The following is a 14,240-nucleotide window of genomic DNA, read 5'->3' on the forward strand; positions in this document are numbered from 1 at the left end:
CGCCGATAAAAGCGGAAGTTCGCAGAAAAATAATTTTCTGATCGTTTTTAAGCCGGAAATTCCTGCGAACACTAACTATCTGTCACTGACGTTTCTATTGCATGTCATCTTTATTTTTCTGGTCGGCGTGGAGCCGGAATACCCGGTTTTCCTACGTTGCTAGTCTTCTTTGTGTTCTGGGTAGTCTGATTCTGTTTCTTATAGCCTGGATACGGGGTTTGCATAACGTGGTTCGGTGGGACGTCCTGAGCGAACTGAATGAGTTGCCCACTACCTTTCGAACGTTTTCCGATGGGCTGTTCAATTTTCCGCTCCGGGCCAAAGCCTATGCCGTTTCCGAACAGTTTGTCGCATCGGCTATGCAAATCGAACCGGCGGTAGCAACAATTTTTCTGATTGGAGTCTGTGTTGGCTTTGTGTTGCTGATTAGCGCCCTAACGCGTTTCGACCGGGTTCGGTATTTGATCAGTATGGCCATTCTGATTCTGGGGCTGGCATTTTTCCGGTGGGAAATGCTCGAAATTCCAGGCCTGGGCGGAAACTATCTGTTCCTGATTCTTGCCTTTTTGTTTGGCTCTGTCAGTTATTATTTCCACGCGTTTCGGGCCGATCATCCCATTACAATCCGATTGGCAGCATTCGGATTGCTGACCCTTGTTGTTGTTGTGCTATTGAGTATTCTGACGCCAGTCGCTTTTCCGGCTATGATTGTGGTGAGTTATGGCTTGCCCGTATTGCTGGTTATCAGTATTGGATTTATCTTTTTTATCGCTCCCGAAATTATTGCCGGACTGGTCTGGATTACGTCGGCTGGCCGGTCAGAAACCAATGCCGTTCAGGTTGGCCAGCGCCGGGCATTAGGGATCAACAATTTTCTGTTCGTAAGTTTTTTGTATCTGATCAATCTGGTACTTATCTGGCTGAAAAACACTAAATACATCGATTGGGATGTGCTGTCGATTAGTCCGTTTATTGTGTATCTGGTGTCGGTAACGCTGGGGATATGGGGTTTCCGCCGGCTGCTGGATCAGCAGGAAACCGTTTCGTTTCGCGACGCAGGCGCGTATCTGTATGCCGGGCTGGCCTTGCTGGCAACCCTAACGATGGCTTTTGCATTTGCCACAGCTAACGACCCACTGGTGGAGATGTTTGAAGATGTTATTGTATACACACATCTGGCAATGGGTTTGTGTTTTGTGATCTATACTGTCATTAACTTCTACCCAATTTATCAGCAAAATCTGCCCGTTTATCGGATACTATACAAACCCAAACGCCTTGAACTTAGCCTGTTCCGTATCATTGGTGTCTTTGCGATTGCGGGGCTGCTGGCGTCGGGTGGCCTGATTACGTTTAGGCAGGGGGTTGCGGGCTACTACAATGGCCTGGCCGATTATTATACTGCTAGTCAGGAATCGGCATCGGCCAATGCGTTCTATAATCTGGCGCTGGAGCAGGAGTTTCAGAACCATAAATCAAACTACTCGCTGGCTTCGCAGGCGCTGGCACAGAATAACCAGACGGCTGCCGCTTTTTATTTTCAACAGGCCCTTCTGAAACAACCTAATCCGCAGGATTATGCGGGTCTTAGTCAGGCCTATCTGCAAACTGACTTATTCTTTGAAGCCGTGAAGGCGCTGCAACGTGGTTTGCGGGCTTTTCCGCATAGTGGCGAATTGCAGAATAATCTGGGGTATCTCTACGCCCGAACGAGTGTTGCCGACTCGGCCTATTATTACCTCAAATCGGCTACCGACAATGCTGGTCGACGGGAAGTGCCGGAGTCGAATTTGCTGGCATTTTATGCGCGAAATCCGCGCGTATTGCTGGCCGATTCGACGCTGATGGAGCATACCGATAAATTTACCTACGAGTCGTATCAGGCGAATGCACTGGCTTTGCGGATGGTAGCGCAGACCGATACTACTCAGCCCATTACCCCCGAATGGCTCAATACAGACTTGGTTAATCAGGGGTTAAGTGTAGGCCGATTTGCCAGTCTGTATAATTATTCACTCAGTGCTCAACGGCCCGATACAAGCCTGGCCAGAACACTACAGCGGCTAATTCGCGAACCGGCCAATCAGGATTTTGGTGACGATTTGTTGCTGGCCCGTGCCGTAGCCGAATATGACCGGCACAACCACACCGACGCCTTCAACCTGATTAGCGAACTGGCCGAAGGTGACCAGCAGCATGGAGCATCCTATCGTTCTCTGACCGGTATGTGGCTAATGGAGCAAGGTCTGTACCGGCGGGCGGCTGAACAATTTGGCTATAATGCAGATACAACGTCAATATATTATCGGGCACTGGCATTCACAAAGGCCAACGATCTGGCACTGGCGCAGGGGCTTTGGGAAACGGCCTCCAAAGCAGACCCGGCCATAACAATGCTGAAGCAGGTTCTATATGAGGAGCGGAAGCCAGAAACCGATCTGGAAAAGGCCTTTTATGTACTCTACCGAGTCGACGACCGAAACCGGGGAGCCTACTGGGAAACCATTCAGAACCCGAGTCTGAAAACGGTAGCGGGAGTGGCCTTAACAAACGATTTTCTGGATCAATTGCAATGGCGCAATGCGCAACTGGTACTGGCCGGGCTACCCGACTCTGTGCAGGTTAGTCCGTTGGCTACCTCCATGCGCACCGTAGCTGCCATTCGGCTGGCCGCGTTCCGGCGGAGTGTTGGAGCAGCCGAAGCCATGGCTCAAAAAGCAGTTTTGCCCCAGTTTGAAGCCCAACGCGATTACTGGCTTGGGCAAACGTATGAACGTACCCGCCAGCTTGCCCAAGCGCAGACGTTTTATCGCCAGGCGGTGCAACTTGCCCCGCTCAATGCGCAGATCGTGTCGGCAACGGCGCAGCTACAGGCGCAACAGAAACAATCCAGAGAGGCTTATGATCTGGTTGTTCGGGCGTTGCCGTTCAACGAAGATAAACCCGAACTACTCAAAACCTACATCAGTTTGTGCCTTGATCTGAGCCTGCGCGACTATGCCGAAACAGGTCTTACAAAGTTGCAGGCTGCCGCAACTCCTGCCGATTATCAGGCGTTTCTGACAATTTATCAGGAAAAACTGGCGTCAATCGAAAACAGCCGCCAAAAATTCGTGCAATAAGTTAGCTTTGTTAGAAATAGATTTTTCGTTCGTAGCTGGGCAAGGGGTCAAACCTTATCCTGGAAACAAAAGTATCTGCACGAGTTCAATCTAACCTGAGCTGGAGTATGGATCGGAAATTAAGCTGGCTGAAAGAAGCCTTTAGCCGCGATGTGGTGATTGTGCAGGACGGGCAGATTGTGGGTGGAATGCACCGCAATTTTGCCAGCCGGGATGTAGAGGCCAGCCTGAAAAGTACACATTTACAATTCGATGTTCAGGGCTTTATTGTGCATTCGGTCAAGATTTACGATCTGAATAACAATAACCAGATTGTTGGCCAGATCGATTTTTCGTTTGGCAAACGGGCCGAGCTGAAGTTAACCACGGGCGAAAGCTATCTCTGGAAACGCCATAATGTGTTGATGCGCGAATGGGATATGATTCGCGAAAGACCCGATGGCTTTCCCGAAAAAGAAATCGTCAGTTATGAGCTGACCCGCAAGTTTTTTCAGGATGCTGGCGATATTGAAATTAATGAAGAGATACCCGCCACCACCATTCATCTTGTTGTACTGACCGGATTATTTATTCGAAATTATTTTCAGCGTCGTCGCCGTCTTGTTGCCGGAGCAGCGGTTGTTGCTTCCCGATAATCTCCTTTATGAGACATGAATATTATTGAAACCCGGAATATTGCCAAACGGTACGTAATGGGCGCCGAAGTTGTGGAAGCGCTGAAGTCTATTACCATCAGCATTCAGAAAGGCGAATACGTAGCCTTTATGGGCCCGTCGGGGTCTGGGAAATCTACACTGATGAATATTGTTGGGTGCCTCGATTCACCAACGTCAGGGCAATATATTCTTAATGGGCAGGACGTTAGCGGAATGGGCGAAAACGAACTCGCCGAGGTTCGCAATAAAGAAATTGGCTTCGTTTTCCAGACCTTCAACCTGCTGCCCCGTCAGTCATCGCTCGAAAATGTAGCTTTGCCCCTTATTTATGCCGGTTATAGCAAAGCCGACCGCACAGAAAAGGCAATGCAGGCGCTCAAAAACGTTGGGTTAGAGAACCGCGCGGGCCACCGGCCCAATGAACTGTCGGGGGGGCAGCGGCAGCGGGTGGCCGTAGCGCGTGCACTGGTCAATGACCCCAGTATTCTGCTGGCCGATGAACCAACCGGCAACCTCGATACGAAGACTTCATACGAGATTATGGACCTTTTCGATCAGATTCATAGCAAAGGAAATACGGTAATTATGGTGACACACGAAGAAGATATTGCCGAATATGCCCACCGGATTATCCGCCTGCGTGATGGCCTGATCGAAACTGATCGTGTTAACACCAATATCCGTAAAGCCAATGCCCTGATGCAGTCGCTGGAATAAGCTATACGGAAGTAGATTTGATAGCAATGGCTCTTCCTACTATTTAGTAGTATATTGAGCCGTAATCCGTTAAACCTATGCTTCGTAATATCCTTATTGGCCTATTGGTAGTGCTGGTGCTTATTCAGTTTATCCGGCCCGAGAAAAACCAGTCTAGTGGGCCATCGCCTAACGACATTGCCACAAAATACACAGTTCCGACCGATGTGCAGCACGTGTTGAGCCGGTCTTGTTACGACTGCCATTCCAACAATACAACTTATCCGTGGTATGATAATATTCAACCCATAGCGTGGTGGCTGGCCCATCATATTGAGGAAGGGAAAGACGAATTGAACTTCTCCGAATTTGCGACCTATTCGCCCAAAAGAGCCAGACATAAGCTGGAAGAAGTAGGAGAGGCCGTTACGGACGGCTGGATGCCGTTAGAGTCGTATCTCTGGATTCATCACGATGCGAAACTTAGCCCGGAGAATGCCAAACTCATCGCCAATTGGGCTAGTCAGTTGCGGAACCAGATTCCGGCACCAGCCGATGAAAAAGAAGAACATCATCACGAAGAACATTAAGTTGAGTGTCCACATAGACACAGAGGCCACAGAGAAATTAAAACTCTGTGGCCTCTGTGTCTATGTGGACACTAGCAACTGTTTAAACCGCTACAATCTGGTTCACAACCTCCTGCCATTCTTTCATTTCGGGAACACCTGGTTTGCGTTTGCCGAATACCAGTGCAATGCTGTTGCCGTCTTTATCAAACAGGTCAAGACCCGTTACAATACCGTCTTTGGTTGGTTTGCGGGTTACCCAAATGCTGTTAATGGCATCTTCGCGCAGGTGCATATTGAATTCAGGGTCAAGCACATTATACCACGGTCCCATACTTACCAGTTTTTTGATGGGCCCCGTATGAATCTGAATACAGCCCGGACTCGACGCGAAAATCATAATCGATAACTGCCGTTCGGCTACGGTTTCGAAAATGGTTTTAAGCTGGTCTATAGAAATTAGCTTCGAGTGTCCGTTTGGTGCCAGCCGGATACCCTGCTCTCGGGCGAGTTTGTATTTGCGTAGGAGACCGAAAAATTCATGCGTATCCTGCATGGCCAGCCATTCTTGCTGAAAGGCCAGTATATCAATGGCGTCGGTTGCGTTTTCTGCTTCTTTTTCGGGATAGGGAATCGTTACAAGATCCGATGTTTGATCGATAGCGAGGTATTTTTGAACGAGTGCTTCATAAGCTTCTTCGTTCGATTGATCGGTCAGGTAGATCTTGTGGACGGCTGTGCCATCCTGATCGAAGAACTGAAGGCTTTTGCGCCCATTTTCGTTAACGGCAAAGCCAAAATGCCAATGCGACATAAACAGGCGCAGGTCAATATCGGGGCCGAGTACCAGACCAGTCTGCTCATTGAACGACACTTTTTCGTAAACGCCTTTGCGTTCGTGAACAATGTGGTCGTTGCGGGTCAATGCCATCACATAGCCTAAGGTTGGCACGTCTTTGAGCAATGGGCGAAAATCGCTTTCCAGGCGCTGAACGGTTTCGCCCAGTTGCGTAGCCAGCAGATCGGCTTCGCTAACGTCGAGCTGTTGGGCAGCATCACGGATTCGGGTTTTCGGGTTTTCCTGTTTGAGCGCTTCCCAGCGTCCGCGGAGGCTTTGTGTTGTAATCATTGGTTTATGGATGGTTTGGGCGGTTACTTGTATAGAGTTGGTTTTTTTGAGGAACAATCATGGGGCATTCCATTTCGGGATGCTCAACGAGCCATACGTTTAAATCAAACACGCGCTTTATAGTATCGACCGTAATTACATTCTGAGGATGTCCGATAGCTTCAATGCGCCCGGCTCGCAACATAACGATCTGATCGGCATACTGGGCGGCCAGGTTGAGGTCGTGCAAAATCACTACAATGCAAAAGCCTTTCTGTGTAAACTCGCGGGCTAGTTCCAGCATTTGGTGCTGGTGCAGGAGGTCGAGGCCGGTGGTAGGTTCGTCTAAAAACAGAATGCCTTCGTGGACATTCCAGATTTGGGCCAGCACGCGAGCCAATTGTACGCGCTGCTGTTCTCCACCCGACAACGTTGTGAAAACGCGGGAAGCAAACTCCCACATCCCCACTTTCTTAAGTGCCATTTCGGCAAGAGCATAGTCGAGTTCTGATGGATGAAGTTCAAAATGCGGATAGCGACCCATCAGAACCAGTTCGCTGACCAGAAATGGGAAGGCAACGGCATTCTGCTGCGGCAAAACGGCCCGAAATTGCGCGAGATCTTTTTCTGAATAATGCTGAAGCGGCTTATTCCGAAGCCGAATTTCGCCCATAGAGGGCTTAAGTTCGTGTGTGCATAACTTGAGTAGCGTTGATTTGCCAGCGCCATTGGCCCCCACAATGGCTACTAACTCGCCCGAATTAGCCCTGAACGAAACCCTGTCCAGCAATTGTCGATTGCGGATTTGATAGGATATGTTGTTGACTTCCAGCATCTGATGGATAATTTAAATTGTTGTTTGACGCCGTTCGCGTAAGAGAATCCATAAAAAGACCGGTGTACCAACCAAGGCCGTCAGAATGCCAATCGGTAGTTCGGCGGGAGCTACAATGGTTCGGGCGAGCGAATCGGCAAGGGTTAGCACAACGGCCCCGCCCAATGCTGATCCGATCAATACTCGTCGGTGGTCAGATCCGATTGCCATCCGAATCAGATGCGGAATCACCAGTCCCACAAAACCAATGATTCCGGCAACAGCCACCGAAGTGCCGACGGCCATCGTCGAAAAAATAATGACCTGCCGTTTTAGCGCCGTTATATTGACGCCAAGCATAACTGCCTGACTTTCGCCCAGTGCCAGCAAATTCAGTGATTTAGCCAGTTGGGGAATGCCCACCAGCGCCAAGATGGTGAAGGGCAAAATGGCTAGTACCGACGTCCAGCTAGCTCCCCCCAGGCTACCCAGAGTCCAGAACGTGATGGTGCGAAGCTGCTCGTCAGTGGCCAGGTAGGTTATGATGCCCGTTAGCGCCCCCGACAGTGCATTGATCGCAATACCGGTGAGGAGCATGGTCGTAATCAGGTCTTTACCGGCCATGCGGGCAATTCGATAGACCAGAAACGCTGTAGCGCAGGCACCCGAAAAAGCCACGATCGACAAAGCATACATACCAAAAATGCCGGTCAGCGTCTGGAAAAAGGTAACTTCCAGAACAATCATCAGGACTGCCGCCAGCGATGCACCCGACGAAATGCCAATCAGACCCGGATCGGCCAGCGGGTTGCGGAAAAGTCCCTGAATAGCAGCACCGGATATGGACAACCCAGCTCCAATCAGAACCGCCAGACATACTCTCGGTAATCGGATGGCCAGCAGAATTGCTTCTTTCGTTGCATCGACCGCTACCGGATAGCCCAGCGACCGGGCAAAAATCAGCCCTATCTCATACGGTGAAACGTATAGCGCCCCAATTCCTACCGATACCACTATGGTCAGCAACAGAGCACCTATCAATAGGGGCATCAACCACGGTTTAGACACCGTACTGATTGTTGGTTTGGGGGTTGGGCGTACACTTGACACCGGATTAACAGTTGCTGCGGCTGTATTCATTGCACTCATACTTTGGGTTTCCGGGAGATCTTCTGCGCTAATTCCTGCAAGGCTTTGCCTAAGCGAGGAGAAAAACCGGTTAACAAATGACCGTCCATTGTGATAATATGGCCGCTTTTGCCCGCATTGGTCTGGGCAATACCCTGTACTTTGGCCAGACCTTCTACTCCCCCCAAACTTTCCAGTCCGCTATCAAAGAGCAGAATCACATCAGGATTAGCTGTAACGAGGGCTTCGGCCGTGAGCGGTTTGTAATTTTCGAAGCTGGATGTAGCATTAACACCTCCCGCCAGATCGATCATCTTATCGACCTGCGTTCCCCGACCCGAAACCATCATGGTGCCCGTGCCCCGCGCATAGATAAATAGCACCTTTGGCATATTGGGAGCTTTTTTGAGCTGGGCCAGATCGGTATCCAGCTTTTTTAACAACGGTTTTGCTCGCGAACCTACCTGGCATGTCGTAGCTATATCCTGAATGAGCTTTCGCGTACCGACCACACTATATTCCTGCTGGAATATAATGACTTTGATGCCTGCCGATTTGATCTGTTCGATCACTTCTGGCTTTGTTCCCGCATTTTCTGACGTCAATACGAGCGTTGGTTTAAGCGAAATAACACCTTCGGCCGAAATAGTCCGGTTATGGCCAACTTTGGGAAGCTTCTGTACGAATTCAGGATACGTGCTGGTTACGTCGACGCCGACCAGGTGCGATTGTAGTCCCAAATCGCAAAGAATTTCGCTGACCGTACCATCGAGCGAAACAATTCGAATGGGGTCGCCTTCTGGACTTTTACCGGCATTTGCTGGCTGAAGAGTTGCCAGAAAGCTAGCAGACCAAGCCAGCCACAGGAAGATAGCAACTTGTTTTTTCATGGTGATTCTCGTTTAATGAGGAAATGTCGAACCGTTCCAGGACGGTTCGACAAATGCGTTAGGACGCTTGCTTAACCAATTTGAATTCAAGCGTTGGCTTGCCCCGTTCGCCACCATCCTGCGAAGCGAAACTGATAAACCGGAGTTTATAAAAGTTCCCTGCGGCATCCTTAATGACGTAGAAGCGGTCAGTTTTGACGCCAACGGTTCCGGTTGTTGCACGCCAGTTTGCACCAATCACATGCTTATCGCTACTGAACGCAGTAGTGGCAATATTGCTTTCGGCGTAGGCCTCATAGGAAACCGTGCTGGTTAGAATTTCAGCGGCCGTTACGCCAGCGAGTGAGTTGATATACACCTGATCGGCGAAGTAGTACGGAATGTCGTTGGTACCATCGCTGGTTTTGTAGATTGCGCCGGTCCATTCAATATCCCAACGTGTTTTAGCCGGTTCGACATCGACCAGTGCGCCTGAGTCGAACGAAACGTATTTAAAATTGTAGGCCGCATCTTTCGAAATCGAAACCGTTTTAAATGTGGTTTCTTGAACACCGGCATACTGTAGCGTGTAACCAGTGGTTCCGTTGCGTAATACCCGGATTTTTATCCAGCCTTTGGCTGGCGTTGAACCGCCTGTTCCCCGATTGATAATGTAAACCTTATTATCGGCATCGGTAGCCGAGATAGCCGGAATCACCGTTTTGGTAATGTCGCCCGATACATCATCGACTAATTTCAGACCCGATGGATCGAAACCGAGCGTGAGTGCAAGGCCAGTTGTATCGGTGGCTGTTACCTGGGTTAAATCGGTTTTGTTCAGCGCAATAGCGGTTGCTCCGGTCGTATTATTGAGCATTACCCGAAAATCATCGCCTGAGTAAAAGCCCAAATCCCAACCCGATCGTTTGACCGACGTAGCCGCATTGTTGCTCAGATCGACAAACACGGAGTTTATGGCGCTGGAACCGCCCGGCCCGCCATCGAGCGTAAGCGCCGTTCCCGCCGACACAATAGATGTAAATTTGACTGTGAGCTGTTTTGTGTCTCCTATCAGAACGGGGCTGGTGGCCGATGCGATCGAAAAAGCAATGGTTTCGGTACCGCTCAGGAAAATATTGCTGGCTTTCGTCAGCGTAAATGAGGTTTCGTTGCTACCGGCTGGAACCGTAAGCGAAAGAACATTACCGGTGGCAGCCGGAGTGGTTGTGAATTCGGTGCCATACGTAACGCCGGTTGGCGTTAGCTGAACAGTTACAGGTGTTGCTGCATCAACGGCTCTGGACAATTTCAGACTGATGGTTGCTTCCTGAGTGGCGGCATCAATGCCTTGTTCGGCACTTTCAAACTGCACTACATTATCGGGTAGTGGTGGGTCGCTTTCTTTACAGGCGTTTAAAGTGCCAACGGCCATAAGGAGTGCGAATACGATTGCTTTTTTCATGTTGTATAAACTAGTTGCGAGAATGTGCCTGATTTCATTGAGTAGTTCTAAGGAGGTTCGTAGGCGGGTTACTTTTTATACCACTGGAAGCTGAGTCTGAGAAAGTAAGACCGGCCATAACTGACCGGAGCCGGGCCGCTGGCGCTATGCGCGCCACCCGTATCGGGCGATGTGTTAGCCAGGCGGGTAATGTTGAGCAAATTCTTGGCGCCTGTCGTAAGCGTCAAATACTTTGTCAGGGGTTTGGTGAGTGTAACGTCGGCCCAATGGAAGGCGGCTAGTTCGGTTAGCGTTGCCGATGCCTGGTTATCGGCGGTTACTGTGGCCAGATAGCTTGGGCGTTTGCCCGAATATTTATAGAAGAGACCAAGCTTAGTATCGAACTTGCGGAAGGTGTAGGTAAGGTTCGTGGTTACTTCGGGCGACCACATAAACGTTGGCAATTGCCCGTCGGTATAGGTTGTTGTGTCGGGTGTTGCGAGAAGGTTATTGTAGCGGCCAATATAGGAGAAGCCCACTGTAGCCTGTAAGGCGTTCCAGGTGAAGACATTCTCCAGCGTCATACCCGTCGTTTTGAATTTATCGATGTTGATGGTCATCGAAATGCGCGGGTCGGCGGGATCGATCCCGTAGCTGATCAGGTTATTGAAATCGTTGTAGAAAAAGGCAAGTGTCGATTTCACTTTATGGCTGGCCTGCCAGACCAGCGATCCGTTGTAACTGTTTGAGGTTTCTGCCTTAAGGTTTGGATTGCCAATGATTGAATGGCTGGCATCGAAGAAGTTGAAATACAATTCGCGTAGTGCGGGCGAACGAAAGCCTCGGGCATAGGCTAACCGTAGGTCGAGAGCAGGTGTGAGTGCAAATTTGGTGTTAAGGGAAGGAATAGTCGGTGGTGCATCATAAACCGAGTTCTTAATGAAGCGTAAACCCGGCCGGATGCTGATGCGGGAAGTTGGATTAAGCGTTGACGAAACAAATAAGGCAAAATCGTTGATGGTTGGCGCGCCTGAAATGCGGGCTCCCGAAGCCGCATCCAGGTTGATGTCGATGCCGGGCTGGAGCGAAACGGCTGATGAAATTTTGTAGGAAGCTGTTGCGCGGTAGGTCTGACTGGCAAATTTAGATAGGTCCTGTTCTCCTTCTCCCAGTGAAAGCGTTCGCCGACCAGTCGGTAGATCCAAAATTGTCGTTTGCGTACGGCGTTGGTAATCTGTATAGGACACCTGCCCATTGAGTTGCAGTCGGTCGTTGATTTTCCAGTCGCTTTGCAATTGGTGTACATACCGATAGGTAATATACCTCTGGTCGCGGGCCTGATGCGTGTTTGCATTTTCTGCTCCCTGACTTAGTAAATCTTCTTTGAGTGCGTCGAGCCGATAGTAAATATTCAGATTATCGGTACGGTAGCCAATCTTACCATGACCAAACAACTGATTTTTAGGTAGCCAGTCTTTTACGCGTCCTGTCGATAGGCCCTGCCAGCCACCAAACGTGTTGTTGGTAATCCCGGCCGATGTATTCCAGCCTTTTTGCTGCCAGGTAACACCAACGTTCTGCATATGCAATCCCTGACTGGTAAGCAGCTTGTAGTCTTTATTGGCAGTTTCTTCCTGAATTCGGGCCGTAACGCCCAGCCGCTCGTTACCCGGTTTTTTCGTGATAATGTTAACGACACCAGCCAGGGCATCGGAGCCATACGATACCGACATCGGGCCTTCTACAATTTCAATCCGCTCAATGCTGTTGATGTCGATCTGGTTGAGGCTCTCGCGGGTGTCGCCCCGGTCGACCATTGGTAAGCCATCGAGCAGAATTTTTACGCTGCGTCCCGACATGCCCATTAGCTGCACATCAGTTGTGCCTAGTGTCAGGTCGTTTGAGAAGCGAAAGCCCAGTTCGTTGTTCAGTACGCCCATCACATTGGTCGCTGCCCTCAAACGAATGCGTTCGCTGTTGATGACCCGCACATTGTAGACCGATTTTTTGAGCGATTGCGCTTCATACTGCCCCGTTACTACTACTTCATTCAACTGAGTATTAGCGGCCTGTAAACGAATGGAAATATGCAGGGTTTTATTGCCAGATATTGAAACTACCTGCCGGACAGACTCATAGCCAACGACCGATAGCTGCACAATATGTTTTCCGGTAGCGAGCCCTGCTAGTAAAAACTTACCATTTTCATCGGCTGTTGTGCCTATTTTACTATCTATGACCCGAACCGTGGCAAAAGCACCCGGCGAGTTGTTGCTCAGCGTAACCGCCCCTTCAACACGGCCTGTTTCCTGCGGTGGTTGAGCCTTTAGGCCGGGAGCTATTAATCCGATCGATACACTCAGTTTCCATAGAGAACGGATATATAGGTTTATCATGATGATGAATCTGGCTATTGAGTAGAGGAAATTTGTTGTAAGCTTAACTCTATTCTTATTTAGACTTATTAAAAATAATGATACAAATATAACCGTACTACCTTCTGGAATGCAAGCTTATTTAGAATTTATCTGAATAAATTGATTGGGAGGAGAGCTGGCTGAGGAGGTATAAACAAAAAAAGTCCCGCCAGGCGGGACTTGAGCGAAATAGGTAAATGCTTGATTTTAAGCTTTTAATGTAATTTTTCGCCCGGTTTCTGCGGCCTGATAAATTGCCTGTAGCAGTCGGATGTCGCGCAGGCCTTCTTCGCCTGTCACATGATCAGGAAGTTGTTTACCGTCGAGCAGTTCTTTGCACACACCATCCATATGCATGGCCTGATGGTTCACTACAGGCTGTTCAATGGGGCCTTTGCTGGTCATTCCTTTTAGTGGTCCGTAGCCAAAAGCGGGCGACAGTTCGAACCAGCCTTTCTCGCAGGATGCCCGAAGCCGTTCAATACCTGCTGTATAGCTGGTTGTAGAATTCGACACCGCTCCGCTCGGAAACTGGAATTGCCAGAACATGGTTTCTTCCACTTCCTTGAATTTGTCAGGTTCGGTTTTAGGCGAAAATTGGGCTGTAACCGAAATCGGCTCTTCGCCCGTCACGTAACGAGCACCCTGTACGGCATAAATACCTACATCCATCAGGGGGCCACCGCCAGCCATTGCCTTTTTCATCCGCCACTGGCTCGGATCTCCAATACGAAACCCATCGCTGCTCTCGATAAATTTAATAGGCCCGAAAACCTTCTCCTGTCCAAGACGCATCACTTCTTTTGTGAATGGTTCGTAGTGGAGCCGGTAACCGATAGCCAGTTGTTTATTGGCCTTCTTACAGGCGTCAATCATGTTCTGACACTCTTTAACGGTGATAGCCATCGGTTTTTCGCAGATGACGTGTTTCCCGGCTTTAGCTGCCCGTACTACATATTCTTCATGCATCGAATTCGGCAGCACTACATACACAACGTCGATGTCTTTATTATCGGCAATACGGTCGAACGTTTTGTAATCGTATATGTTGGCCTGAGGAATGTTGTATTTCTGTTTCCATTCTTCGGCCTTTGCCGGTGTTCCCGTAACGATACCTGCTAACCGGCAATACTGAGTTTGCTGCAATGCGGGAGCCAGAAGATTTTTGCTATAATAGCCCAGGCCGACTAAGGCAATACCTAGTTTTCGACCCTGATGGGGTCGAATAGGATTTCCAAAAACATCGGTCAGTGCTGGCAGCGTAAGCGCTGATACACCAAGACCCGCCAGAAAATTTCTACGTGACAGATAGGTTGGTTGCATGATAGAGTTGTGTTTAGGTAACTCGCTCTGAAAAGGCCGTCAGATACGTTATCTACCTACACAGCAAAGCCTCACTTATTTCGAAGTGAGGCTTTGT

The 14,240-nt window shown here is 49.5% G+C and carries 11 protein-coding genes; 4 read left to right on the top strand and 7 right to left on the bottom strand.

The window, feature by feature from the left end:
• Nucleotides 1-101: 101 nt before the first annotated feature.
• From WBJ53_RS02505 to WBJ53_RS02520, 4 genes are all read left to right on the top strand, one after another.
• Nucleotides 102-3,122, top strand: a complete 3,021-nt coding sequence (locus WBJ53_RS02505; RefSeq protein WP_338874468.1) for a hypothetical protein — start codon at nucleotides 102-104, stop codon at nucleotides 3,120-3,122.
• 107 nt (nucleotides 3,123-3,229) lie between these two features.
• Nucleotides 3,230-3,757 carry a hypothetical protein gene (locus WBJ53_RS02510; RefSeq protein ID WP_338874469.1) on the top strand — a complete coding sequence of 176 codons (528 nt, stop codon included), beginning with the start codon at nucleotides 3,230-3,232 and terminating at the stop codon, nucleotides 3,755-3,757.
• Between the two features lie 15 nt (nucleotides 3,758-3,772).
• A complete protein-coding gene (locus WBJ53_RS02515; protein WP_338874470.1) occupies nucleotides 3,773-4,495 on the top strand; it encodes an ABC transporter ATP-binding protein in 723 nt (240 codons plus the stop codon).
• Nucleotides 4,496-4,572: 77 nt separating this feature from the next.
• A complete protein-coding gene (locus WBJ53_RS02520; protein WP_338874471.1) occupies nucleotides 4,573-5,064 on the top strand; it encodes a heme-binding domain-containing protein in 492 nt (163 codons plus the stop codon).
• 82 nt (nucleotides 5,065-5,146) lie between these two features.
• On the opposite strand, the gene WBJ53_RS02525 is transcribed toward WBJ53_RS02520, so the two are convergent.
• From WBJ53_RS02525 to WBJ53_RS02555, 7 genes are all read right to left on the bottom strand, one after another.
• On the bottom strand, nucleotides 5,147-6,172 hold the full coding sequence (locus tag WBJ53_RS02525) for a ChuX/HutX family heme-like substrate-binding protein (RefSeq protein ID WP_338874472.1): 1,026 nt from the start codon (nucleotides 6,170-6,172) through the stop codon (nucleotides 5,147-5,149).
• Nucleotides 6,173-6,176: 4 nt separating this feature from the next.
• The gene (locus tag WBJ53_RS02530; protein WP_338874473.1) at nucleotides 6,177-6,986 is read right to left on the bottom strand and encodes a heme ABC transporter ATP-binding protein; all 810 of its coding nucleotides are present in this window, start codon (nucleotides 6,984-6,986) and stop codon (nucleotides 6,177-6,179) included.
• A gap of 12 nt (nucleotides 6,987-6,998) precedes the next feature.
• Nucleotides 6,999-8,105, bottom strand: coding sequence for an iron ABC transporter permease (locus tag WBJ53_RS02535; RefSeq protein ID WP_338874474.1), 1,107 nt, complete (start codon nucleotides 8,103-8,105; stop codon nucleotides 6,999-7,001).
• 5 nt (nucleotides 8,106-8,110) lie between these two features.
• Nucleotides 8,111-8,983: an ABC transporter substrate-binding protein gene (locus tag WBJ53_RS02540; protein ID WP_338874475.1), complete on the bottom strand. Its 873-nt coding sequence runs from the start codon at nucleotides 8,981-8,983 to the stop codon at nucleotides 8,111-8,113.
• A 58-nt stretch (nucleotides 8,984-9,041) separates the two neighbouring features.
• Nucleotides 9,042-10,424 (bottom strand): HmuY family protein, encoded by a 1,383-nt coding sequence (locus tag WBJ53_RS02545; protein ID WP_338874476.1) that lies wholly within the window; start codon nucleotides 10,422-10,424, stop codon nucleotides 9,042-9,044.
• Nucleotides 10,425-10,492: 68 nt separating this feature from the next.
• Entirely contained in the window at nucleotides 10,493-12,799 is a 2,307-nt protein-coding gene (locus WBJ53_RS02550) for a TonB-dependent receptor (RefSeq protein ID WP_338874477.1), read from the bottom strand.
• A gap of 228 nt (nucleotides 12,800-13,027) precedes the next feature.
• A complete protein-coding gene (locus WBJ53_RS02555; RefSeq protein WP_338874478.1) occupies nucleotides 13,028-14,143 on the bottom strand; it encodes a Gfo/Idh/MocA family oxidoreductase in 1,116 nt (371 codons plus the stop codon).
• Nucleotides 14,144-14,240 lie beyond the last annotated feature (97 nt).

The sequence above is a fragment of the Spirosoma sp. SC4-14 genome, from assembly GCF_037201965.1.
Classification (GTDB): domain Bacteria; phylum Bacteroidota; class Bacteroidia; order Cytophagales; family Spirosomataceae; genus Spirosoma.

What these genes read in the sequence shown, in the direction of transcription:
- WBJ53_RS02540 (WP_338874475.1), bottom strand. Translation starts at nt 8,983, where the DNA reads ATGAAAAAACAAGTTGCTATCTTCCTGTGGCTGGCTTGGTCTGCTAGC.
- WBJ53_RS02525 (WP_338874472.1), bottom strand. Translation starts at nt 6,172, where the DNA reads ATGATTACAACACAAAGCCTCCGCGGACGCTGGGAAGCGCTCAAACAG.
- WBJ53_RS02530 (WP_338874473.1), bottom strand. Translation starts at nt 6,986, where the DNA reads ATGCTGGAAGTCAACAACATATCCTATCAAATCCGCAATCGACAATTG.
- WBJ53_RS02520 (WP_338874471.1), top strand. Translation starts at nt 4,573, where the DNA reads ATGCTTCGTAATATCCTTATTGGCCTATTGGTAGTGCTGGTGCTTATT.
- WBJ53_RS02505 (WP_338874468.1), top strand. Translation starts at nt 102, where the DNA reads ATGTCATCTTTATTTTTCTGGTCGGCGTGGAGCCGGAATACCCGGTTT.
- WBJ53_RS02515 (WP_338874470.1), top strand. Translation starts at nt 3,773, where the DNA reads ATGAATATTATTGAAACCCGGAATATTGCCAAACGGTACGTAATGGGC.
- WBJ53_RS02545 (WP_338874476.1), bottom strand. Translation starts at nt 10,424, where the DNA reads ATGAAAAAAGCAATCGTATTCGCACTCCTTATGGCCGTTGGCACTTTA.
- WBJ53_RS02550 (WP_338874477.1), bottom strand. Translation starts at nt 12,799, where the DNA reads ATGATAAACCTATATATCCGTTCTCTATGGAAACTGAGTGTATCGATC.
- WBJ53_RS02535 (WP_338874474.1), bottom strand. Translation starts at nt 8,105, where the DNA reads ATGAATACAGCCGCAGCAACTGTTAATCCGGTGTCAAGTGTACGCCCA.
- WBJ53_RS02555 (WP_338874478.1), bottom strand. Translation starts at nt 14,143, where the DNA reads ATGCAACCAACCTATCTGTCACGTAGAAATTTTCTGGCGGGTCTTGGT.
- WBJ53_RS02510 (WP_338874469.1), top strand. Translation starts at nt 3,230, where the DNA reads ATGGATCGGAAATTAAGCTGGCTGAAAGAAGCCTTTAGCCGCGATGTG.